At 65.6% G+C, this 21514-nt stretch carries 23 protein-coding genes; 14 read left to right on the top strand and 9 right to left on the bottom strand.

Going from position 1 to position 21514, the window contains the following annotated elements; genetic code table 11:
• Positions 1-4: 4 nt before the first annotated feature.
• The 6 genes from NYR58_RS11290 to fabD form a co-directional block, all read right to left on the bottom strand.
• Positions 5-892 carry a YicC/YloC family endoribonuclease gene (locus NYR58_RS11290; RefSeq protein ID WP_261520803.1) on the bottom strand — a complete coding sequence of 296 codons (888 nt, stop codon included), beginning with the start codon at positions 890-892 and terminating at the stop codon, positions 5-7.
• A gap of 31 nt (positions 893-923) precedes the next feature.
• Positions 924-2093, bottom strand: coding sequence for an endolytic transglycosylase MltG (gene mltG / locus NYR58_RS11285; protein ID WP_261520955.1), 1170 nt, complete (start codon positions 2091-2093; stop codon positions 924-926).
• 107 nt (positions 2094-2200) lie between these two features.
• Positions 2201-3457 carry a beta-ketoacyl-ACP synthase II gene (gene fabF / locus NYR58_RS11280; protein ID WP_261520801.1) on the bottom strand — a complete coding sequence of 419 codons (1257 nt, stop codon included), beginning with the start codon at positions 3455-3457 and terminating at the stop codon, positions 2201-2203.
• A gap of 57 nt (positions 3458-3514) precedes the next feature.
• Entirely contained in the window at positions 3515-3751 is a 237-nt protein-coding gene (locus NYR58_RS11275; RefSeq protein WP_261520798.1) for an acyl carrier protein, read from the bottom strand.
• 189 nt (positions 3752-3940) lie between these two features.
• On the bottom strand, positions 3941-4678 hold the full coding sequence (gene fabG, locus NYR58_RS11270; RefSeq protein WP_261520797.1) for a 3-oxoacyl-[acyl-carrier-protein] reductase: 738 nt from the start codon (positions 4676-4678) through the stop codon (positions 3941-3943).
• Positions 4679-4726: 48 nt separating this feature from the next.
• Positions 4727-5668, bottom strand: a complete 942-nt coding sequence (gene fabD / locus NYR58_RS11265; protein ID WP_261520796.1) for an ACP S-malonyltransferase — start codon at positions 5666-5668, stop codon at positions 4727-4729.
• Between the two features lie 175 nt (positions 5669-5843).
• Between fabD and NYR58_RS11260 the strand changes: the two genes are divergently transcribed.
• From NYR58_RS11260 to purF, 12 genes are all read left to right on the top strand, one after another.
• Positions 5844-6158, top strand: a complete 315-nt coding sequence (locus NYR58_RS11260; protein WP_261520794.1) for a hypothetical protein — start codon at positions 5844-5846, stop codon at positions 6156-6158.
• Between the two features lie 177 nt (positions 6159-6335).
• On the top strand, positions 6336-7262 hold the full coding sequence (locus NYR58_RS11255) for an ABC transporter ATP-binding protein (protein WP_261520792.1): 927 nt from the start codon (positions 6336-6338) through the stop codon (positions 7260-7262).
• Entirely contained in the window at positions 7259-8020 is a 762-nt protein-coding gene (locus tag NYR58_RS11250; protein WP_261520791.1) for an ABC transporter permease, read from the top strand. Before NYR58_RS11255 ends, NYR58_RS11250 begins: the two co-directional genes overlap by 4 nt.
• Positions 8021-8261: 241 nt before the next feature.
• On the top strand, positions 8262-8660 hold the full coding sequence (gene rpsF, locus NYR58_RS11245) for a 30S ribosomal protein S6 (RefSeq protein WP_261520789.1): 399 nt from the start codon (positions 8262-8264) through the stop codon (positions 8658-8660).
• The gene (gene rpsR, locus NYR58_RS11240) at positions 8660-8908 is read left to right on the top strand and encodes a 30S ribosomal protein S18 (protein ID WP_011581252.1); all 249 of its coding nucleotides are present in this window, start codon (positions 8660-8662) and stop codon (positions 8906-8908) included. Before rpsF ends, rpsR begins: the two co-directional genes overlap by 1 nt.
• 204 nt (positions 8909-9112) lie before the next feature.
• A complete protein-coding gene (rplI, locus tag NYR58_RS11235; RefSeq protein WP_261520788.1) occupies positions 9113-9736 on the top strand; it encodes a 50S ribosomal protein L9 in 624 nt (207 codons plus the stop codon).
• A gap of 253 nt (positions 9737-9989) precedes the next feature.
• On the top strand, positions 9990-11243 hold the full coding sequence (locus NYR58_RS11230; protein ID WP_261520787.1) for an SAM-dependent methyltransferase: 1254 nt from the start codon (positions 9990-9992) through the stop codon (positions 11241-11243).
• A 211-nt stretch (positions 11244-11454) separates the two neighbouring features.
• Positions 11455-12945 (top strand): replicative DNA helicase, encoded by a 1491-nt coding sequence (locus NYR58_RS11225; RefSeq protein WP_261520784.1) that lies wholly within the window; start codon positions 11455-11457, stop codon positions 12943-12945.
• 20 nt (positions 12946-12965) lie between these two features.
• On the top strand, positions 12966-14117 hold the full coding sequence (gene alr, locus NYR58_RS11220) for an alanine racemase (protein WP_261520954.1): 1152 nt from the start codon (positions 12966-12968) through the stop codon (positions 14115-14117).
• Between the two features lie 53 nt (positions 14118-14170).
• Positions 14171-15562: a DNA repair protein RadA gene (gene radA / locus NYR58_RS11215; protein WP_261520783.1), complete on the top strand. Its 1392-nt coding sequence runs from the start codon at positions 14171-14173 to the stop codon at positions 15560-15562.
• A 90-nt stretch (positions 15563-15652) separates the two neighbouring features.
• A complete protein-coding gene (locus NYR58_RS11210; protein ID WP_261520781.1) occupies positions 15653-16198 on the top strand; it encodes a CvpA family protein in 546 nt (181 codons plus the stop codon).
• 52 nt (positions 16199-16250) lie between these two features.
• The gene (gene purF / locus NYR58_RS11205; protein ID WP_261520780.1) at positions 16251-17723 is read left to right on the top strand and encodes an amidophosphoribosyltransferase; all 1473 of its coding nucleotides are present in this window, start codon (positions 16251-16253) and stop codon (positions 17721-17723) included.
• A gap of 8 nt (positions 17724-17731) precedes the next feature.
• Here the strand turns inward: purF and NYR58_RS11200 are convergent, their stop codons facing one another.
• Positions 17732-18049: a DMT family transporter gene (locus tag NYR58_RS11200; protein ID WP_261520779.1), complete on the bottom strand. Its 318-nt coding sequence runs from the start codon at positions 18047-18049 to the stop codon at positions 17732-17734.
• A gap of 180 nt (positions 18050-18229) precedes the next feature.
• Here NYR58_RS11200 and NYR58_RS11195 point away from each other — a divergent pair, with 180 nt between their 5' ends.
• Both NYR58_RS11195 and NYR58_RS11190 read left to right on the top strand, forming a co-directional pair.
• Positions 18230-18976 carry an SDR family NAD(P)-dependent oxidoreductase gene (locus NYR58_RS11195; protein WP_261520777.1) on the top strand — a complete coding sequence of 249 codons (747 nt, stop codon included), beginning with the start codon at positions 18230-18232 and terminating at the stop codon, positions 18974-18976.
• Positions 18977-19182: 206 nt separating this feature from the next.
• A complete protein-coding gene (locus tag NYR58_RS11190) occupies positions 19183-19905 on the top strand; it encodes a 2-acyl-glycerophospho-ethanolamine acyltransferase (protein WP_261520776.1) in 723 nt (240 codons plus the stop codon).
• An 11-nt stretch (positions 19906-19916) separates the two neighbouring features.
• Here the strand turns inward: NYR58_RS11190 and pssA are convergent, their stop codons facing one another.
• Together pssA and NYR58_RS11180 are read right to left on the bottom strand one after the other, a co-directional pair.
• Positions 19917-20726: a CDP-diacylglycerol--serine O-phosphatidyltransferase gene (gene pssA / locus NYR58_RS11185; RefSeq protein WP_261520775.1), complete on the bottom strand. Its 810-nt coding sequence runs from the start codon at positions 20724-20726 to the stop codon at positions 19917-19919.
• Positions 20726-21445: a phosphatidylserine decarboxylase gene (locus NYR58_RS11180; RefSeq protein WP_261520953.1), complete on the bottom strand. Its 720-nt coding sequence runs from the start codon at positions 21443-21445 to the stop codon at positions 20726-20728. Before NYR58_RS11180 ends, pssA begins: the two co-directional genes overlap by 1 nt.
• Between the last annotated feature and the right edge of the window lie 69 nt (positions 21446-21514).

Raw genomic sequence — 21514 nt, 5'->3', positions numbered from 1 at the left:
GCCTTTATTCCAGATTTTGAACCTGCTCGCGAAACTGGTCGACAACCGCCTTGAGCTCCAGGCCGATGGCCGTCACCGAGGCGGCGTTGGACTTGGAGCACAACGTATTCGATTCGCGATTGAATTCCTGCGCCAGAAAGTCAAGCCTGCGGCCGACCGCGCCCCCGTCGGCCAAGAGCACGCGTGCGGCGGCAACGTGGGTCTTCAGCCGGTCGATCTCCTCCCGGATGTCCGCCTTGGCCGCCAGGAAGGCTGCCTCCTGATGCAGCCGGTTCTCATCGAGCTGGGGAGCGGCATCGAGAAGCAGGCGCACCTGCTCTTCAAGCCGCGCGCGGATGCTGGCGGGTTCGCGCGAAGGGTCGGTCTCGGCGCGCAGGGTGAGCGCCTCGATCTCGTCCAAATGCCTCTCCAGCACTGCCCTGAGCGCAGCGCCTTCGGCGCTGCGGGCGGCGGCGAGTTCGTCGAGAGCAGTCTCCAGCGCCTCCAGGGCAAGCGCTTCAATGCGCGTGCGCGCCGTCTCGTCGGCACCGACATCCGGCGTCTCCATGACGCCGCGCAGCGCCAGAAGGCCGTCGGCCGTGGCCGGCGCGGCTCCATGCTGCTCGTGCAGGCGGCGGGCAATCTCGGCCAGCTCGGCCAGCAGCGCCTCGTCGACCATGGGCCGGCTCAACGCCTCCCCCCGGGCAAGCGAGAGGCTTGCCTGGATATTGCCGCGCGAGAAACGCCGGGTGATGGCGTTCTTGGCCGGCTGCTCGAGCCGCTCGAAGCCGGGAGGCAGGCGCAGGCGCGCTTCCAACCCGCGGCCGTTGACCGAGCGCAGCTCCCAGGCGAGGGAAGCCACCTCGTCGTCCAGCGCAGCGCGGGCAAAGCCCGTCATGCTTTGCAGCGTCATCCTTCCCCCCTGAAGCGGGAGCCAGGGCCCCTCACTCGCTGCCGCCTTCGGCCCCGTTTCCGGCGTCGCCGCCGGCAGCACGCTCCCGCTCGATCCGGCGCCAACGGGCCACATTCTCGTTGTGCTCCTTCAGCGTGGTCGCGAAGACGTGGCCGCCCGTGCCGTCGGCGACAAAGTAGAGCTCGTCGGTGCGGGACGGGTTGGCCACGGCCTCCAGCGCGGCCCGGCCCGGAATGGCAATCGGCGTGGGTGGCAGGCCGTCTATCAGATAGGTGTTGTAGGGCGTCGGCTTCTCGAGATCCGAGCGATAGATGGGCCGGTCCGCCGGCTTTCCCTCTCCGCCGAACAGGCCATAGATGACCGTGGGATCGGACTGCAGGCGCATGCCGCGCTCCAGCCGGTTGAGAAAGACGGCTGCCACACGCGAGCGCTCGTCCGCGCGGCCGGTCTCCTTTTCCACGATCGAAGCCAGCGTGACGAACTCCTCGATGGTGTCGATGGGCAGATCTTCGTCGCGCCGTTCCCAGATGCTCTGCACGAGCTCCTCCTGCTGGGCCCTGAGCTTGGCGATGATCTCCTTGCGCGGCGTGCCGCGGGTGAAGCGCAGCGTGTCTGCCGCGAGGCTTCCCTCGGGGGGCAGCTCCTCCGGCATCTCGCCGGAAAGCTCGTCGGTGGCCGCAATCTCCTCGAAAACCCGCGCAACCGTCCAGCCCTCGGGGATGGTGAGCGAATAGAGGACAGACTTGCCGCTCTCCAGAAGCCGCATGATCTCGTACATGGAAGCGCCGGCCTTGATCTCGTACTCGCCGGCCTTCAGCCTGGAATCGGCGTCATGCATGCGCAGGCCGAGAAGAAAGATCCGCTGATCGCTGATGAGGCCCCGGCGTTCCAGCATCTCGGCAATCTCGCGCACGCCGGTATTGGGGCGAATGAGGACGGTTTCGGCCGTCTGCGAGGGGCCGGGGCCGTCGAACTCGTGTTTGCCCAGATAGAACGCCACGCCGGCGAGAATCACCAGAAAAACGATGGACGAGAGCACGAAGTTCAGGAACACGACAAACTGGTTGCGCGAGTGGCGCGAACGGCGCGGCGGCGGCGGCGTGCCGGCTTCGGGACGCAGCGCCTCGCGCGGGGACTTGGCGGCGATGGGCCGCGTGCGCGGCTCGGTCTTTCTGTCGAGTTGATCCGGTTCTTCCGTCATCGCGTTCAAGCAGTCTCCTCTCCGCCCGGGAATCAGCGGATAATTGCCGGAAAGTGCGGCACAATAGCGACAAATCTCCGGCGTGGAAGGCGGAAGGCGCGGCCCGCTCAGCCCTCGAAGCGCCGGAAGACGAGCGATGCGTTGGTGCCGCCGAAACCGAAGGAGTTGGACAGCGCAACATCGATCCGGCGTTGGCGCGGCTTGTGCGGCACGAGGTCGATGGGCGTTTCGACTTCCGGGTTGTCGAGGTTGATTGTGGGAGGCGCCACATTGTCGCGTATGGCGAGGATCGAGAAAATCGCCTCCGCCGCACCCGCAGCCCCCAGAAGATGGCCAATGGAGGACTTGGTGGACGACATCGACACCTTGGCAGCCGCCTCGCCCACCAGACGCTCCACCGCCTTCAACTCGATGGTATCAGCCATGGTGGAGGTGCCATGGGCGTTGATATAGTCGACGTCGGATGGCTCCAGGCCGGCCCTCTTGAGCGCCGCCTTCATGCAGCGATACGCCCCGTCGCCATCCTCGGCGGGCGCGGTGATGTGATAGGCATCGCCCGAGAGCCCGTAACCCACCAGCTCCGCATAGATCTTGGCGCCGCGTGCCTTGGCGTGTTCGAGTTCTTCGAGCACCACGACACCCGCACCCTCGCCCATGACGAAGCCGTCACGGTCCCGGTCATAGGGGCGCGAGGCGCGTTCCGGCGTGTCGTTGAAGCTGGTGGACAGCGCCTTGCAGGCGGAGAAACCGGCGATGGAAAGGCGCGTCACCGGCGCTTCCGCACCGCCGGCCACCATGACATCCGCATCGCCCAGCGCGATCAGCCTTGCGGCATCGCCGATCGCATGGGCCCCGGTGGAACAGGCCGTCACGACGGCGTGATTCGGCCCTCTGAGCCCATGGCGGATCGACACCTGGCCGGAGACCAGGTTGATGATGTTGCCGGGAATGAAGAACGGGCTTATGCGCCGCGGCCCCCGCTCATGCAGGATGAGGGCGTTCTCGGCAATGCCCTCGATTCCGCCGATGCCGGAGCCGATGAGAACGCCGGTGGTGTTGCGCTCCTCATCCGTCGCCGGCTTCCATCCCGAATCGGCCAGCGCCTGGTCGGCAGCGGCGATTCCGTAGACGATGAACTCGCCCACCTTGCGCTGCTCGCGCGGCTCCATGAAGGCATCGGGATCGAACGCGCCCTCGCCCTCACGGGGGATGATGTTGGCGATCTTGCACGGCAGGTCATCGACCTCGAAACGGTCGATGCGCCGTGCAGCACTCCTGCCGGAAAGCAGGCTCTTCCAGCTATGCTCGGCGCCGAGGCCGAGCGGCGAGAGGAGCCCCAGACCGGTGACGACAACGCGTCTCATCTTGCGGAATGTCCACCCTTGCTTTGCAGCCCGACCGGGCCGCAGCGCTGCCGAATGTCAGGCAGTGGCCTTCTCGATGTACTTTATGGCATCGCCGACCGTGAGGATGGTTTCGGCCGCGTCATCCGGGATTTCCACGCCGAACTCCTCCTCGAAGGCCATCACGAGCTCGACGGTGTCGAGGCTGTCGGCGCCAAGATCGTCGATGAAGCTGGCCTGTTCGGTGACCTTGTCGGCGTCGACGCCAAGATGCTCGACCACGATTTTCTTGACGCGTTCTGCAGTATCGCTCATGTGAGAACCCTCGACTTCATGAATTTCCGGTCTTCGTTAGCGGCAGGCTTACCGCTAATCAAGCTGAAAAGATGACCGCATCAACGGCTTTCTCGCCCCTGACCGGCCGCTTTCGCCCTCTCCTGCAGGCTGCCCGGCCGCGCCGGGCGCGCATACCACGAATATCGCCGGCCCGCCAAGCTCGGCCCGTCAGATCATCACCATCCCGCCGTTGACATGGATCGTCTGGCCGGTCACGTAGCCCGCTTCCTCCGAGGCCAGATAGACGACGGCAGCGGCGATGTCGCCACCCGACCCCATGCGTTTCATGGGGATGACGCTCATGATCGCATCGCGCTGCTTTTCGTTCAGCTTTTCGGTCATGGCCGTTTCGATGAACCCCGGCGCCACGCAGTTGACCGTGACGTTGCGCGTCGCGATTTCCTGGGCCAGCGACTTGGAGAAGCCGATGAGCCCCGCCTTGGAGGCGCAGTAGTTGGCCTGACCGGGGTTTCCGGTGACACCGACGACGGAGGAGATGTTGACGATGCGGCCGAAGCGGCGGCGCATCATCGGATGGGCAAGCTCCCTCGTGAGGCGGAAGGCGGCGGTGAGATTGACCTCCAGCACCGCATCCCAGTCCTCGTCCCGCATCCGCACGAACAGCCCGTCGCGCGTGATCCCCGCGTTGTTGACGAGGATGTCGATTCCCTCAAGCTCCGATTCCGCTTTCTCGGCCAGGGCCTTGACTTCATTGCGATCGGACAGGTTGGCAACGAATGTCCTGGCGCGCTCGCCAAGCTCGCCCGCGAGGCTCTCCAGCCGATCGGCCCGGGTGCCGTGAAGGCCCACCGTGGCCCCCTGCTTGTGGAGCGCGCGGGCAACGGCCTCGCCGATGCCACCCGAGGCTCCGGTGACGAGTGCCTTGCGGCCGCTGAGATCGAACATGGGCTGATCCTTCTGCGATTCGGGTGGGGAAACTGGCTACCACAATTCCTACAGGAGTGCCTTCATTGCCGCCTCGATATCGGCGGGTGTACTGACGGCAACCGCCTCCATGTCGCGGTCGATGCGGCGGGCAAGGCCTGTCAGCACCTTGCCGGCACCGATCTCATAGAGCGTGCGGACGCCATTTTCGCCGAACCAGGCCACCGTCTCGCGCCAGCGCACACGGCCGGTGACCTGCTCGACCAGGCGAGCGGCAATCTCCTGCGGTTCCGTCAGCGGGCTGACCGTCACATTGGCGACGACCGGAACGGCCGGGGCCTTCATCGTCACGCCGGCCAGCGCCTCGCGCATGCGCTCGGCCGCCGGCGCCATCAGCGCGGAATGGAACGGCGCCGAGACCGGCAGCATGATGGCGCGTCGGGCACCCTTCGCGCTGGCCAGGCTGGCCGCCTCCTCGACCGCCTTGCGGGCACCGGAGATGACGAGCTGGCCGCCGCCATTGTCATTGGCAATCTGACAGACGGCATCCCTGCCCGCCTCGGCACAGATCGCCTCCACCATGTCCGCCTCCAGGCCGATGATCGCGGCCATCGCGCCCTCGCCCACCGGCGCGGCCTCCTGCATGGCATTGCCGCGGATGCGCAGAAGCCGGGCGGTATCGGCCAGGGTGAAGGTTCCCGCCGCGGCGAGCGCGGAATATTCGCCCAGCGAATGGCCGGCGACATAGGCCACCTTTTCAGGAAGAGACAATCCACCCTTCTCCATGACGCGCATGACGGCCAGCGAGACGGCCATCAATGCGGGCTGGGCATTGGCCGTGAGCGTCAGCTCGTCCTCGGGGCCCTCCCACATGATCGCCGAGAGCTTCTGGCCGAGGGCATCGTCCACCTCCTCGAAAACCTCGCGCGCCTCGGCAAAAGCCGAGGCCAGATCGCGCCCCATGCCGACAGCCTGACTGCCCTGGCCCGGAAAGGTGAAAGCGATGCTCATCGCCGGCAACTCCCGCATCTTAATCCGTTTGGGGCGCAGGTGGTGGCGCAACTGCCAGCCCGCGTCAAGCCTTTTGCCGCCGGCGGGCATGGCCCGCCATGAAAATCCCACAATCAGCTCCACTAGCTGGCGCCGCTCCTCCGCTTCGATGCGGTGACGTTCGGGGTGTCCGTCGATGTCTCTTCCTTCCGCTTCTGCAACCAACTCTCTGACTTCCGCCAGCAAGACCAACGCCCAGGAGGGCCCGGCTGCCGCCCAGCGCAGATGGACGGCCATGCGGTTGCTCGGCTTCGTCTCGGTCACGCTGTTCGTCGCCTCGGAGGTGGTGGCGGCCACCGGCGCCGGGGTGTGGGCCCTTTCCGGCCTGCTGGGCCTCGGCCTGACGGGGACGGAGGTGCTGGCCGCGCTGTTCGGCGTGCCGGCGCTCTACGTCATCTTCAAATGCGCCCAGTTCGCGCTCATTGCCGAGACGGACCCGGCGAACGACTGACCCCGCGGGAGACCGTTCCCGGCCTGTCAGGAGATGTCACGCTCTCCTGCCTGCGCTATGGCAACGGCAGGGCAACTGGCCTATATGAGACCGGCTCTGGCGGCCGGCGCCCTTCTCGTGCGCCGCACCATGGCGAAGCAAGTGTCTGTTCCGTTCCCATAGCAGCGACGGTCTTCCATGCAGCCAGCCATCTCGGTCTCACAGCTCTCGAAGGTCTATGATTCGGGGTTTCAGGCCCTGCACGCGGTCGACCTCGACATCATGAACGGCGAGATTCTCGCCCTGCTCGGCCCCAACGGGGCGGGCAAGACGACCCTGATCTCCATCATCTGCGGCATCGTGAACCCAACGGGCGGCACGGTGCGCGTGCAGGGCCACGACATCGTCACGGATTTCCGCGCCGCCCGCCAGCTCATCGGCCTCGTGCCGCAGGAGCTGCACGTCGAAACCTTCGAGACGGTGTGGGACACGGTGAGCTACAGCCGGGGGCTGTTCGGCAAGAAGCCGAACCCGCCGCTCATCGAACGGATCCTGAAGGACCTCTCTTTGTGGGAGAAGAAGGACAGCAGGATCCTGGAGCTTTCCGGCGGCATGAAGCGGCGCGTGATGATTGCCAAGGCCCTGGCCCACGAGCCGCGGATCCTGTTCCTCGACGAGCCGACCGCTGGGGTGGACGTGGAGCTGCGCAAGGACATGTGGCAGCTCGTGCGCGGCCTGCGCGAAGGCGGCGTCACCATCATCCTGACCACGCACTACATCGAGGAGGCGGAGGAGATCGCCGATCGCGTGGGCGTCATCAACAAGGGGCGGCTCATCCTGGTGGAAGAGAAGGAAGAGCTGATGCGCAAGCTCGGCAAGAAGCAGCTCACCCTTGAGCTCAACGCGGCGCTGGACAGCCTTCCCGAAGCGCTCGCCCGCTACGATCTCGACCTCGAGCAGGGCGGGGAGCGCATCGTCTACCGCTACGACACCCAGGCCGAGCGCACGGGAATCGGCTCGCTTCTGGCCGATCTGAACCGGGCGGGCATCTCCATCAAGGATCTCGCCACAGAGCAAAGCTCGCTCGAAGACATCTTCGTCACCCTCGTGGAGGAAACGCGGTGAATTTCGAGGCCATCAAAGCAATCTACTTCTTCGAGATGGCGCGCATGCGGCGCACGCTCCTGCAAAGCGTGGTCTCGCCCGTGCTTTCCACCTCCCTCTATTTCATCGTCTTCGGGGCGGCCATCGGCTCGCGCATCGAGGAGATCGACGGGGTGGGCTACGGCTCCTTCATCGTGCCGGGGCTGATGATGCTCACCTTGTTGCAGAACTCCATCTCCAACGCCTCCTTCGGCATCTATTTTCCGAAGTTCGTGGGCACCATCTACGAAGTGCTGTCGGCCCCCATCTCCTTCGTGGAGATCGTGCTCGGCTATGTGGGGGCGGCGGCGACGAAGTCGCTCATCCTCGGCGCCATCATCCTGGCGACGGCGCATCTCTTCGTGCCCATCGAGATCCGTCATCCCTTCTGGATGGTCTTCTTTCTTGTGGCCACCGCCGTCACGTTCAGCCTGTTCGGCTTCATCATCGGCATCTGGGCGGACAACTTCGAGAAATTGCAGCTCATCCCGCTGCTGGTGGTCACACCGCTGGTTTTTCTGGGCGGCTCTTTCTATTCCATCCAGATGCTGCCTGAGTTCTGGCAGAAGGTGACGCTCGCAAACCCCGTGCTCTACCTCATCAGCGGCTTTCGCTGGAGCTTCTACGAGACGGCGGATGTGAGCGTGGAAGTGAGCATCGCCATGATCATTCTCTTCCTCGTGCTGTGCATCGGGCTCGTGTGGTGGATCTTCAGGACCGGCTACAAGCTGAAGACGTGAAGACGGCCTTGCATCCCGGCCGAAAAGCGTTATAAGCGCGCGGTCTGCCGGTCTCAGCCGGGGGCTGAACGGAGGGCCGGGCCGCTAGCCCGTTGCGAAGGCAGAAGTCTTCCGCCTCCCGTGTCTCCGCTCTCGACCGTCTCGAACGCGCCTTTCTTCTCCGGCCATGCCGCCGGCAAAGAGGGTCGCTGAGGCTTTAGCCGCTGGGCCGGACGGACGGAAACGGAAGAAAGGCAAGACCATGGCACTTTACGAGCACGTGTTTCTTGCCCGGCAGGATCTCTCACCGCAGCAGGTCGAGGCCCTTGTGGAACAGTACAAGGGCGTGATCGAGAGCGGCGGCGGCAAGGTCGGTCGGGTGGAGAACTGGGGGTTGAAGTCCCTCGCCTACCGCATCAAGAAGAATCGCAAAGCCTATTTCGCGCTGATGGACATCGACGCGCCCTCCGACGCCGTGAAGGAGATGGAGCGCCAGATGGGCATCAACGAGGACATTCTGCGCTTCATGACCATTCGCGTCGAGGCGCACGAGGACGGTCCCTCCGCGATGATGCAGCGGCGCGACGAGCGCGGCGGTGGACGCCGCGACCGTGACGATCGCCCGCGCCGGCAGCGCGACGCAAGCGAGGGAGGCCAATAATGGTCGACATCAACCAGATTCCGACGCGGCGCCCCTTTCACCGTCGCCGCAAGACCTGTCCGTTCTCCGGCGCCAACGCGCCGAAGATCGACTACAAGGACGTCAAGCTTCTGCAGCGCTACATCTCCGAGCGCGGCAAGATCGTGCCGTCGCGCATCACGGCGGTGAGCCAGAAGAAGCAGCGCGAGCTCGCCCGGGCCATCAAGCGCGCCCGCTTTCTGGGCCTCCTGCCCTACGTGGTGAAGTAGCAAGGGCGGCGGGCGCATGGGCGCCCGCACCCCCTCCCCGCGGCGGGACGCGGGACAAGAGGACATGAAACCCGAGTTGGGGCGGAGAACGCCTCTAACTGCCGCGAAGGCAGGACAGCGAACCCAAAGCCGAACGGCACCGTTTCCTGACCTGTCTTCGACACGCAAGCCGGCAGATTGCCGCCAGACCAAGGAAACGGAACGATGGAAATCATTCTCCTGGAACGCATTCCACGACTGGGCCAGATGGGCGATGTCGTGAAGGTGAAGGACGGCTTTGCGCGCAACTTCCTGCTGCCGCAGGGCAAGGCGCTGCGCGCCAACGAGGCCAACAAGAAGAAGTTCGAGGCGCAGCGCGCCGAGCTTGAGGCGCGCAACCTGGAGCGCCGGAAGGAAGCGGAGGCGGTGGCCGAGAAGCTCGACGGCCAGACCTTCATCGTCATCCGCTCGGCCGCCGAAACCGGCCAGCTCTACGGCTCCGTCTCGCCGCGCGACATCGTCGAGGTTCTGGAAGAGAACGGCTTCAAGATCAGCCGCAACCAGGTCGACCTCAACCAGCCCATCAAGACCATTGGCCTGGTCAATGTGGCCATCGCGCTGCATCCCGAGGTCATCGTCACCGTCACGCTCAATGTGGCCCGTTCGGCCGATGAGGCCGAGCGCCAGGCGCGCGGCGAAACCCTCGACTCCGCCGAGGCCATCTACGGCGAGGACGTCCACGAGAGCGCCCGCCCGGAGGACTTCTTCGACCCGGAGGCCGAGTACGAGACCGCCGAGGAGAGCGAGGAAAGCCCTGCCGAGGCCGCGGAGGGCGAGGAGAAGGCCTGAAGTCTTCCGCCAACCTGACATCTGCAACCTTCATGGCGAAGGCCGGGCAGCGATGCCCGGCCTTCACTTGTTCTGTGCGCTAATATTTCGCCGCAGGTGTCCCAATGCGCGGCCCGAGCGCCCTTCCCTCCGCGACGGCTGGAATACGGCGATTTTCCGCAACGCCGCGGCTGGCAGCAGCCAGACGGGGCGCCCCTTTTCAAGTGCGAGGCATTTGATACATAATCCCGTTTCAAGGCCAGCGGGGTGAGCGATGAATCGTTTGCTTGCAAAACTTGCTTCCCGTCTCGTGCGGACCGGCTCTCTGACGATCACGGACGCAGACGGCAGGGAGCACCGCTTCGGCGACGGTTCCGGCGAGCCGGTGCACGTGGTCATTCACTCACGGCGCGCCGAGCGGGCCATCGCACTCGACCCCATGCTGGCGGTGCCGGAAGCCTATATGGACGGCGAGCTCGACTTCAGGCAGGGAGACGTGCTCGCGCTTCTGAAGTTGACCTACCAGAATCTGGAGGATGCGGGCGCCGAGGCACTGGTCATCAAGCTGGGAGAAGGGCTGCGCTATCTCTTCCGCCGGCTGCACCAGTTCAATCCCGCCGGCCGATCAAGGCGCAACGTGCAGCGCCACTACGACCTGTCGGGAGATCTCTACCGGCTCTTCCTCGACGAGGATATGCAATATTCCTGCGCCTATTTCCCGCAGCCCGACATCTCCCTTGAGGAGGCGCAGCGCGCCAAGAAACGCCACATCGCCGCCAAGCTGGCCCTGGCGCCAGGCCACAAGGTGCTCGACATCGGTTCGGGTTGGGGTGGGCTCGGGCTTTATATCGCCCGCCAGTTCGGCGCCGAGGTTCTGGGCGTCACCCTTTCGCAGGAGCAGCACGCGGTGTCGTGCCAGCGCGCGCAGAAGGAGAAACTGGCGGACAAGGCGCGCTTCGAGATTGCCGACTACAGGGCGCTTTCGGGACCGTTCGACCGTATCGTCTCGGTCGGCATGTTCGAGCATGTAGGCGTCAATCATTACCGCACCTTCTTCGACAAGTGCGCGCAGCTTCTCAAGGATGACGGGGTGATGCTGCTGCACACCATCGGCCGCACCTCCGGGCCGACGGTGACCAATGCCTTCATCCGCAAGTACATCTTCCCGGGCGGATACATCCCCTCGCTGTCGGAGGTGATGCCGGCGATCGAGAGGTCTGGCCTTCTCGTCACGGATATCGAGATCCTGCGGCTTCACTATGCGGAGACGCTGAGGAACTGGCGCGAACGCTTCATGGCCAACCGCGACAAGGTGCTCGAAATCTACGACGAGCGCTTTGCGCGCATGTGGGAGTTCTATCTCGCCGGCTCGGAAGCCTCCTTCCGCTGGCAGGATCTGGTGGTTTTCCAGATCCAGCTTGCCAAGAAGCGCGAAACATTACCCTTGACCCGCGACTATATCGCCGAGACGGAGAAGCGGCTTGCCGCCGCGGAGGGGCAGAAGGCGTTTACCGACGCGGCGGAATAGGAATATAATCCAAAAACCTTGCTGATTCGCTGTCAAGCGCGGAACGCGCCGAAAGGCGTTTTTCGTTGCGCCCGGTGTTTTGGCGTGTGGATAGCGGGCTCTTCGGCCGGGGCCGGCTTACATGACGGCGCGCAAAGGTCTAGGAGGAAAACAATTCTGAGGCGCCGGATATGCCCGCTGTTTCCGGCAGCCATAGCGACAACGGAACATCATGGCCGACGCAGCCCGCAAGCTTGAAACGGCGCAAACGCCTCTTTATCGCGAGGCGCCCAACAACATCGAGGCCGAGCAGGCCCTGCTGGGCGCCATTCTCGTCAACAACGACGCCTTCTACCGGGTTTCCGATTTCCTCAAGCCCAGCCATTTCTTCGACCCGCTGCATCGCAAGATCTACGAGGTGGCGGGCGAGCTTATCCGCATGGGCAAGACCGCCAATCCGGTGACCATCAAGACCTTCCTGCCCGCCGAAGAGAAGGTGGGCGAGATGACGGTTCAGCAATATACCGCCAGGCTGGCGGCAGAAGCAGTCACCATCATCAACGCGGCCGACTATGGCCGCGCCATCTACGATCTGGCGATCCGGCGCGCGCTGATCACGGTCGGCGAGGACATGGTCAATCTCGCCTATGATGCGCCTGTGGACATGTCGCCCGCCGCGCAGATCGAGGATGCGGAGCGGCGGCTGTTCGAGCTGGCGGAAACCGGGCGCTACGACGGCGGTTTCGAGAGCTTCGGCGATGCCACCAAGACCGCCATCGACATGGCGAATGCCGCCTTCATGCGCGATGGCCACCTGTCGGGCATCGCCACGGGACTGCGCGACCTCGACAGGCGCATGGGCGGGCTTCAGCCTTCCGACCTCATCATCCTGGCCGGCCGCCCCGGCATGGGCAAGACCTCGCTTGCCACCAACATCGCCTTCAACATCGCCGCGGCCTACGAGCCTGTGCAGCAGGCCGACGGGACGTTTTCCGCGGCCAATGGCGGTGTCGTCGGCTTCTTCTCGCTGGAAATGTCGTCGGAGCAGCTTGCCACCCGCATCATCTCCGAACAGACGGAGATTCCCTCCTCCAAGATCCGGCGCGGCGAGATCACCGAGGCCGACTTCGAGAAGCTGGTGGGCTGCGCGCAGATGATGCAGAAGATTCCGCTCTTCATCGACCAGACGGGCGGCATTTCCATCGCTCAGCTTGCGGCGCGCGCGCGCCGGCTCAAGCGACAGCGCGGCCTCGACGTTCTGGTCATCGACTATGTGCAGCTCATGCAGGGCACCACGGCGCGCGCCCAGCAGAACCGTGTGCAGGAGATCACGGAGATCACGACGGGGCTGAAGGCGCTGGCCAAGGAGCTCGGCATTCCCATCATCGCCCTCTCCCAGCTCTCGCGTCAGGTGGAAAACCGCGACGACAAGCGTCCGCAGCTTGCCGACCTGCGCGAGTCGGGCTCCATCGAGCAGGATGCCGACGTGGTTCTCTTCGTCTATCGCGAGGAGTACTATCTGGCCAATCGCGAGCCGAAGCCCGGCACGGAAGAACACATCAAATGGGAGGCGGAGATGAACGAAGCGCGCGGCAAGGCGGAAGTCATCATCGCCAAGCAAAGGCACGGCCCCACCGGAACCGTCAGTCTCGGCTTTCAGGGCGAGTTCACGCGCTTCTTCGATCTGGCCGATGAATCCCACCTGCCGGAGCGGTTCGACTAGCCGTGACCGCGACGCCCGACATGGCCGCCGGCGGGCCCGGGCCGCACCTGGCCGGGGGACGATTGACCATCGACCTCGCCGCGCTGGCCTGGAACTATCGCTTTCTCGCGCAGCGCTCGGCCCCCGCGCAGGCCGCCGCCGTGGTGAAGGCCGACGCCTATGGGCTGGGGCTTGCGCCGGCGGCGCGCACGCTGTGGCAGGCGGGATGCCGACGCTTCTTCGTGGCGCTTCCGCATGAGGGGCTGGCGCTGCGGGCAGTGCTGCCGGAGGCGGAAATCTTCGTGTTCAACGGGCTTTTCGGCGCGGAAGCGGCGGCGGCCTATCGCCGGGGGCGCCTGATCCCGGTGCTCAACGGGCAAAGCGATCTCTCCGTCTGGGAAGCCCACGGCTGGGATGCCCCGGACAGGCCACGCCCATGCGCGCTGCATGTGGAAACGGGAATGAACCGGCTGGGGATGACAGGAGAGGAGCTGCGCGCGCTCGCCACGGAAAATGCCCTGACGCAGGCGCTGAGCCCCCTGCTGATCCTCAGCCATCTTGCCTGTGCCGACACGCCGGACCACCCGATGAACCGCCGGCAATGTGAATCCTTTCAAGCGCTTCGGGCGGTTTTCCCGGAAATTGAATCAAGTCTTGCCAACTCCGCCGGGATTTTCCTGGGCGGCGACTTCCTGTGCGATCTGACGCGGCCGGGCATTGCGCTTTTCGGCGCAATGCCGGTCGGCGGCATGGAAAACCCGCTGCGCCCGGTGGTGACGGCGGAAGCCCGCATTTCCCAGATCAAGCGGCTGCGCGCCGGCGAGACGGCGAGCTATGGCGCCGCACCGCTTGCCCGCGACACGATCGTCGCCGTCGCTGCCGTTGGCTATGCCGACGGCTATCTGCGCGCTGCCTCGGGAAGCGGCGTGCCGCTGCGCAAGGTGGTGCCGGGCGCTGCCGGCTTCATTCACGGGAAGGAGGCTCCGGTGATCGGCCGGGTGACGATGGACCTTACCCTGTTCGACGTGACGGCCCTGGGCCCCGATGCGGTGGCGGTGGGCGACCACATCGAGCTGTTCGGCCCCAACATGCCCATCGAGCGCGTGGCCGAGGCCACCGGCACCATCGCCTACGAGCTGCTCACCGCAATCGGCCATCGGTATCACCGGGAATATCTGGGAGACGGGCTGTGAGCGTAGACCGGCATCGGCGCCGAGATGCTGTCCATGCGGCGGGGTGATCGCTGATGGCCAGGTCGCGCGTCCAGTTTGTCTGCCAGAACTGCGGCACCGTGCATGCCCGCTGGGCGGGCAAGTGCGACGGCTGCGGCGCCTGGAACACGCTCGTCGAGGAAGGCACGGTCGGCGGCATCGGCAGCGGGCCGCAATCGGCGCGCAAGGCACGGCCGGGGCGCGCCGTGGCACTGACGACGCTTGCCGGCGACATCGAGGATGCGCCGCGCATCGCGTCCGGCATCGGCGAGCTCGATCGCGCGACGGGCGGCGGATTCGTGCGCGGCTCGGCGCTGCTCATCGGCGGCGATCCGGGCATCGGCAAATCGACGCTGCTCACCCAGGCAGCGGCCGCCCTGGCCGCCCAGGGGCACCGCATCGTCTATGTCTCCGGCGAGGAAGCCGTGGCGCAGATACGCCTGCGCGCACAGCGGCTGGGCGTGGCCGATACGACGGTGGAGCTTGCCGCAGAGACCAATGTCGAGGACATTCTGGCGACCATCGGCGATGGCCGGCGGCCCGACCTTGTGATTCTGGATTCCATCCAGACCCTTTGGACGGACCTTGCCGAATCGGCTCCCGGCACGGTGACACAGGTGCGCGCCGCCGCGCAGGCGATGATCCGCTATGCCAAGTCGACGGGAGCGGCGGTGGTGCTGGTGGGCCACGTTACCAAGGAGGGCCAGATCGCCGGCCCGCGCGTCGTCGAGCACATGGTGGACGGGGTGCTCTATTTCGAGGGCGAAGGCGGCCATCACTATCGCATTCTGCGCACGGTGAAGAACCGTTTCGGCCCGACCGACGAGATCGGCGTCTTCGAGATGGGAGACAAGGGCCTGCGCGAAGTACCCAACCCCTCGGAGCTATTCCTCGGGGAGCGCAGCGCCAAGGCGCCCGGGGCCGCGGTCTTTGCCGGCATGGAGGGCACGCGGCCGGTTCTGGTGGAGATTCAGGCGCTCGTCGCCCCCTCCCCCCTCGGCACGCCGCGGCGCGCCGTGGTGGGGTGGGATTCGGCCAGGCTGTCCATGGTGCTGGCCGTGCTGGAGGCGCATTGCGGCGTGCGCCTTTCCACGCACGACGTCTATCTGAATGTCGCAGGCGGTTACCGGATCTCGGAACCGGCGGCAGATCTTGCGGTGGCGGCTGCCCTGGTCTCCTCGCTCACCGGGCTTGCCCTGCCCGCCGATTGCGTCTATTTCGGCGAAATCAGCCTTTCGGGCGCCATCCGCCCCGTCGCGCATGCGGCAAGCCGGCTCAAGGAAGCCGAAAAGCTCGGCTTCTCGCGTGCCGTCATGCCACCAGGCAATGAGGAGCTGACGGGCACAGCCGCGGCACAGACGTGGCGGCCCGAAGGGCTGGCGGATCTCGTTGCCCGCATCGCCGGGTCGCGAGGTATGGAAACGTGACATTCGCGGGTTGGCTGACGGGAACGTTGGACGGAACAACGTCGGAAATGACGGTGCGGGGCGTGCCGCCCGAAACGGAGTTGAGTAACGATGCCAATCACGCTGCTTGACGGCATTCTCGTCGGCTTTACGCTGGTCTCGGCGATGCTGGCCATGGTGCGCGGCTTTTCGCGGGAGATTCTCTCCATCGCCTCCTGGGCGATTGCTGCCGTTGCGGCCTATCTTCTGTATCCCTTGGTCCTGCCCTATGTGACGCCCTATATCAGCAGTGCGATGGTGGCGCTGGCGGTGGCAGCGGCCGCGGTGTTTTTCGTCACGCTGATCATCGTGACGATCATCACCATGAAGATCGCCGACTTCATCATCGATTCGAGGATCGGCGCGCTCGACCGCACGCTGGGCTTCCTGTACGGTGCGGTTCGCGGCATATTGGTGGTGGCGGTGGCGCTTCTGTTCCTCAACTGGCTGTTGGGGGCAAATCCGCCGCGATGGGTCGCGGAGGCCAAGTCGCGGCCACTTCTGGAAGGGGTGGGCACGTGGCTGCAGGATCTCTTGCCGGAGGATCCGGAGACGTCGATACTCGACCGTCTCTCGCCCGGCGCGGACACGGCCGAGGAAGCGGAGATCAACAACTGACGGCCGCAGGGGCCGCCAGAAACGCAAGCAACAGGGCACGAGGCGGCCAGCAATGGCGGGAGACAGCAATTTGCCTTTGATGGGCGAAGCCGACGATCATTTCCACGATGAATGCGGCGTGTTCGGCATTTTCGGGCGGCAGGATGCCGCTGCCATCGTCACGCTGGGCCTGCATGCGCTGCAGCACCGCGGCCAAGAGGCGGCCGGAATCGTCTCCTTCGACGGCAGCCAGTTCCATGTCGAACGCCATATCGGCCTGATCGGCGACACCTTCACCAAGCCTGCCGTGATCGAGCGCTTGAAGGGCGCGCGCGCCATCGGCCACACGCGCTACTCGACCACCGGCGGCTCGGGCCTGCGCAACGTGCAGCCCTTCTTCGCCGAGCTTGCCGAGGGTGGCCTGGCGGTCGCGCATAACGGCAACATCACCAATGCGATGACGGTGCAACGGCGGCTGCAGAAGCAGGGCGCCATCTTCTCCTCCACCTCCGACACCGAAACCATCATGCACCTGGTGGCCATCAGCAAGGAGCACAACACCAACGCGCGTTTCATCGACGCGGTGCGTCAGCTCGAAGGCGCCTTCTCGGTGGTGGCGCTGACCTCGAAGAAGATGATCGGCTGCCGCGATCCGCTGGGCATCCGCCCGCTGGTGCTCGGGGAGCTCGACGGCGCCACGATCCTGGCCTCGGAGACCTGCGCTCTCGACATCATCGGCGCGCGCTTCGTGCGGGACGTGGAAGCTGGCGAAATGATCGTCGTCACCGAGGAGGGAGTCGAGAGCTTTTTCCCCTTCGCGCGGCAGCCGCAGCGCTTCTGCATCTTCGAATATGTCTATTTTGCCCGGCCCGATTCCTCTGTCGAGGGGCGCAACGTCTACGACGTGCGCAAGCAGATCGGTGCACAGCTTGCGCGCGAGAACCCGGTGGAGGCCGACATCGTGGTGCCGGTTCCCGATTCGGGCACACCGGCGGCCATCGGTTTCGCCCAGGAAGCCGGGCTGCCTTTCGAGCTCGGCATCATCCGCAATCACTATGTGGGACGCACCTTCATCCAGCCAACCGATGCCATCCGCCACATGGGCGTGAAGCTGAAGCACAATGCCAACCGCCGGCTGATCGAGGGCAAGCGGGTCGTGCTGGTGGATGATTCCATCGTGCGCGGCACCACCAGCCAGAAGATCGTGCAGATGGTGCGCGATGCGGGCGCGACGGAGGTGCACATGCGCATCGCCTCACCGCCCACGCGCGCCTCCTGCTTCTATGGCGTGGACACGCCGCACACGGCCAAGCTGCTTGCCTCGCGCATGACGGTGCAGGAGATGGCGGCGTTCATCCGTGTCGATTCCCTCGGCTTCCTGTCCATAGACGGGCTTTATCGCGCCGTCGGGGAGGCGGCGCGCAACAATGCCCAGCCGCAGTTCTGCGATGCCTGCTTCACCACCGAATATCCGACCGCGCTGACGGACCATGAACACGCCGACAATGTGCGCCAGCTATCGCTGCTGGCGGCCGGCGGGCAATAGACGTTCGATCAGGGCGTGACGAGCTTCAGGCCGACGATTCCGGCTACGATCAGCCCGATGCATGCCAGCCGCACCGCATCGGCCGGTTCACCGAACAGGGCGATGCCGAGCAGGGCCGTACCGATCGTGCCGATGCCTGTCCAAACGGCATAGGCCGTGCCGAGCGGCAAGGTGCGCAGCGCGGCGCCGAGAAGGCCGAAACTGACGATCATGCACGCAAGGGTTGCCGCCGTCGGCCAAAACCTCGTGAACCCTTCCGAATAGCGCAGCCCGAGGGCCCAGCCGATCTCGAACACGCCCGCTCCAAACAACAAGAGCCAAGCCATTGCATTCCTCATCACATGGCGATGAGGCCGTCCCCATCCGGTTTTCGGGCAATGGCGGGGTCGTCCCCGCTTGGATGGATATAGGCCGGGCGAACGAGTGCGGCAATATGGCGAACGGGGTTTCTCCGGCGCAAGATTCGTACTATCACCCCCGCAAATCCACGCAACGGGAACATCCGAATGCCCAGTTCGACCGATCTTGCGGGCCGTCTCGCCCTTGTCACCGGCGCTTCGCGCGGAATTGGCTATTTCCTTGCCAAGGAGCTGGCCGCCGCCGGCGCCCATGTGATCGCCGTGGCGCGGACCGTGGGCGGGCTTGAGGAACTGGACGACGAGATCAAGGCGCTGGGAGGCGAGGCGACCCTGGTGCCGCTCGACCTCACGGACATGGCCGGGATCGACCGCATGGGCGGGGCCATACACGAGCGCTGGGGCAAGCTCGACATTCTGGTGGCCAATGCCGGCATTCTGGGCGTCATCTCGCCCATCGGCCATGTGGAGGCGAAAACCTTCGAGAAGGTCATGGCTATCAACGTGACGGCCACCTGGCGGCTCATCCGTTCCGTCGATCCGCTGCTGAGGGCCTCCGATGCCGGGCGCGCCATCATCATGTCGTCGGGCGCGGCACACTCGGCGCGCGCCTTCTGGGGCCCTTATGCCGCCTCCAAGGCAGCGGTCGAGGCATTGGCCCGCTCCTGGGCGGACGAGACCAAGAACATGGCGCTCAGGGTCAACGCCGTCAATCCGGGGGCCACACGCACCGCCATGCGCGCCCAGGCCATGCCGGGAGAAGACCCCGAGACGCTGCCCCACCCTTCCGAGGTGGCGGCAAGGATCGTGCCGCTGGCAAGCCCGGCGCTCAAGGAGACCGGGCTCATCTTCGACGTGCGAGAGAACCGCTTCATGCAATACCGGATGCCCGAGTAGCGGCGGCCCGCGACCCTGCGCACCAGATCGTGATTGACCTTGCCCGCCCTTCGGCTACCCTGCCACGCGCAGCGGCCGGTAGAAGCCGTGACGCGGCAGAGCTCGCCGCGGTTTCTTGCGGCACATCGACCTTCGGCGCCAATGCCTTGTCTATTCAGGAATTTGGCCGCCAAGCAACGCCGGACCGTGGCTCGGAGGTGCGGAACATGATAACGGCCATCGCGCTCGCGGGCGCCATCCTGGCTTTGTGGCTTGCCGCGGCGGCCTATCTGTGCCTGCGGCGCGGGCTGAACCTTCACCAGGCGGTTCTCTATGCGCCGCTCAAGGTTCTCTTCCGCATCCGCGACAACGCCATTGCCGAGGCGCATGGGGCGGAGCCGCCGGTCATCTATGCGGTGTGGCACCGCTCGCGGCTGGAGCCTGCCCTGATGCTGGCGCTTCTGCCTGCGGATACGCTCCACATCCTGGACGAAGGCTCGGCCGGCGCCTGGTGGCTCGACCCGTACCGGGCTCTCGCCCGCACCATCGTCTTCAATGCCCGGCACATCTTCGTCAGCCGGCGGCTGGTGCGCCGGCTGAGGGGAAAGGGCCGGCTGGCGGTCTACCTGCCGGACGACGAATCGCCCGACCAGAAGACCTTTCGCCTGTTCCGCGCCATTGCGCGCATCGCGTCCAAGGCGGAGGCGCGGGTGGTGCCCATCCACGTGGAAGGCACGGTGCGCAGCCTGTTCTCGCTCCGGCCGCAGGGTGGACGCGCCCTCGCGCCGAATTTCAGGGTGACCACGCTGGAGCCCCTGACCATCGCGCAGATGGTGGCGCTTGCAGACGGCGAGGAAAGGCCGATGGCTGCCGATGCGCTGTTTGAACGTATGATCGCCGTGCGCCGGCCCGAGGGCGGGGAAATGCAGGAAGACCGGCTGGCCGCATAGGGCTCGGCGCCCTATGCCTTCTCTTCCGTCTCTGCCGCCTCGCGCGCGGCGCGGCGCGAGTAGGCTCGCACACTGAAGATCAGGAAGATCAGATAGGCAATCGCCGAGACAGCCAGGGTCTGCCACGTGTAGCTTGCCAACAGCAGCGCATACAAGACCACCACGAGCATCAGGGGCATCACCAATTCGCGCCGCACGCGGCTGCCGGAACTCTTGCCCGAGTAGACGGGCAGACGGCTGATGAGAAGCACCGCCACGACCAGCGTATAGGCGCAAGCCGCAAGGGCCACCGTGCGATCGGGCGTCAATCCCAGAAAGCCCAGATAAACCGGCAGCATGACAAGCGCGGCACCGGCCGGCGCCGGCACGCCGACGAAATAATCCGCCTGCCAGGCCGGCCTTTCCGCATCCTCCAGCATCACGTTGAAGCGCGCGAGACGAAGACCGCAGGCAATGGCGAAGAGAAGTGCCGCGATCCAGCCGATGGCCCCTGCCCTGTCGAGCAGATAGGCATAGAGCACGAGCGCCGGCGCGACACCGAAATTGACAATGTCGGCCAGCGAATCCATCTGCGCGCCGAACTTCGATGAAGCCTTCAGCATGCGCGCCACGCGCCCGTCCACAGCATCGAGAAAGGCGGCGAGAAGCACCATGAGCACCGCCGTCTCCATGCGCCCCTCGAAGGCCAGGCGAATGCCCGAAAGGCCGGCGCAGATGGCAAGCACGGTGATCAGATTGGGCACCATCAGGCGCAGTGGAATCTCGCGGATGCGGGGTCCGCCTCCGCCGTGGGGCTCGAAGGGGGGGAAAGGCCCTGTCATTACGACACGCGCACCAGCGGCGGCGGATCCTGGTTGCCGAACTCGGCGATCACCGTCTCGCCGCCCACCGCCGTCTGCCCCACGGCCACGCGCGGACGCGCACCTGCGGGCAGGTAGACATCGACGCGCGAACCGAAGCGGATGAGACCGATGCGCTCGCCCACGGCGATCTCGCCCGGTGCCTCCGCCCAGCAGACGATGCGGCGTGCCACCAGGCCGGCGATCTGCACCACCGGCACCGGCCCATGCGGGCTTTCGATGACGAGGCTGTTGCGCTCGTTCTCCTGACTCGCCTTGTCGAGATCGGCATTGAGGAACCGGCCCGCACGATGCTCGATCAGCGAGATGCGCCCGCGCACCGGTGCCCGATTGATGTGGCAGGAGAACACGTTCATGAAGATGGAGATGCGCGTCATCTCCTCGCCGCCGAGGCCCAGCTCCGCCGGCGGGGCGGCGGGGCCGACGGAGGAGACCACACCATCGGCCGGCGCGATCACCAGCCGGTCGTCAACCGGGGTGACGCGCGGCGGGTCGCGGAAGAAATAGGCGCACCAGGCTGTCAGCAGAAGGCCGATCCAGAACAGCGGCTCCCAGATCAAGCCAAGGACCAGCGAGGCGACGGCAAAGCCGGCGATGAAGGGATAACCCTCGCGATGAATGGGCACGAGCGTGCTTCGGATGGTGTCGGCCAGGCTCATTGCTCCTCCACGGCGCGGCAGATTCGGCTGCCGATGTCCTATCGGAAAGGCGCTCGGGCTGCAATGAGATGGCCTGCCCGTTTCTGCCTC

Origin of the sequence: Chelativorans intermedius, assembly GCF_025398255.1 — a bacterium.
Classification (GTDB): domain Bacteria; phylum Pseudomonadota; class Alphaproteobacteria; order Rhizobiales; family Rhizobiaceae; genus Chelativorans; species Chelativorans intermedius.
Note: the sequence above shows the minus strand (reverse complement) of the source record. Positions and strands in the feature narration are given on the sequence as shown.

Excerpts from the sequence above, each read along its gene's own strand:
- NYR58_RS11290 (WP_261520803.1), bottom strand. The coding sequence starts at position 892 with ATGACGCTGCAAAGCATGACGGGCTTTGCCCGCGCTGCGCTGGACGAC.
- mltG (WP_261520955.1), bottom strand. The coding sequence starts at position 2,093 with ATGACGGAAGAACCGGATCAACTCGACAGAAAGACCGAGCCGCGCACG.
- fabF (WP_261520801.1), bottom strand. The coding sequence starts at position 3,457 with ATGAGACGCGTTGTCGTCACCGGTCTGGGGCTCCTCTCGCCGCTCGGC.
- NYR58_RS11275 (WP_261520798.1), bottom strand. The coding sequence starts at position 3,751 with ATGAGCGATACTGCAGAACGCGTCAAGAAAATCGTGGTCGAGCATCTT.
- fabG (WP_261520797.1), bottom strand. The coding sequence starts at position 4,678 with ATGTTCGATCTCAGCGGCCGCAAGGCACTCGTCACCGGAGCCTCGGGT.
- fabD (WP_261520796.1), bottom strand. The coding sequence starts at position 5,668 with ATGAGCATCGCTTTCACCTTTCCGGGCCAGGGCAGTCAGGCTGTCGGC.
- NYR58_RS11260 (WP_261520794.1), top strand. The coding sequence starts at position 5,844 with ATGTCTCTTCCTTCCGCTTCTGCAACCAACTCTCTGACTTCCGCCAGC.
- NYR58_RS11255 (WP_261520792.1), top strand. The coding sequence starts at position 6,336 with ATGCAGCCAGCCATCTCGGTCTCACAGCTCTCGAAGGTCTATGATTCG.
- rpsF (WP_261520789.1), top strand. The coding sequence starts at position 8,262 with ATGGCACTTTACGAGCACGTGTTTCTTGCCCGGCAGGATCTCTCACCG.
- rpsR (WP_011581252.1), top strand. The coding sequence starts at position 8,660 with ATGGTCGACATCAACCAGATTCCGACGCGGCGCCCCTTTCACCGTCGC.
- rplI (WP_261520788.1), top strand. The coding sequence starts at position 9,113 with ATGGAAATCATTCTCCTGGAACGCATTCCACGACTGGGCCAGATGGGC.
- NYR58_RS11230 (WP_261520787.1), top strand. The coding sequence starts at position 9,990 with ATGAATCGTTTGCTTGCAAAACTTGCTTCCCGTCTCGTGCGGACCGGC.
- NYR58_RS11225 (WP_261520784.1), top strand. The coding sequence starts at position 11,455 with ATGGCCGACGCAGCCCGCAAGCTTGAAACGGCGCAAACGCCTCTTTAT.
- alr (WP_261520954.1), top strand. The coding sequence starts at position 12,966 with ATGGCCGCCGGCGGGCCCGGGCCGCACCTGGCCGGGGGACGATTGACC.
- radA (WP_261520783.1), top strand. The coding sequence starts at position 14,171 with ATGGCCAGGTCGCGCGTCCAGTTTGTCTGCCAGAACTGCGGCACCGTG.
- NYR58_RS11210 (WP_261520781.1), top strand. The coding sequence starts at position 15,653 with ATGCCAATCACGCTGCTTGACGGCATTCTCGTCGGCTTTACGCTGGTC.
- purF (WP_261520780.1), top strand. The coding sequence starts at position 16,251 with ATGGCGGGAGACAGCAATTTGCCTTTGATGGGCGAAGCCGACGATCAT.
- NYR58_RS11200 (WP_261520779.1), bottom strand. The coding sequence starts at position 18,049 with ATGGCTTGGCTCTTGTTGTTTGGAGCGGGCGTGTTCGAGATCGGCTGG.
- NYR58_RS11195 (WP_261520777.1), top strand. The coding sequence starts at position 18,230 with ATGCCCAGTTCGACCGATCTTGCGGGCCGTCTCGCCCTTGTCACCGGC.
- NYR58_RS11190 (WP_261520776.1), top strand. The coding sequence starts at position 19,183 with ATGATAACGGCCATCGCGCTCGCGGGCGCCATCCTGGCTTTGTGGCTT.
- pssA (WP_261520775.1), bottom strand. The coding sequence starts at position 20,726 with ATGACAGGGCCTTTCCCCCCCTTCGAGCCCCACGGCGGAGGCGGACCC.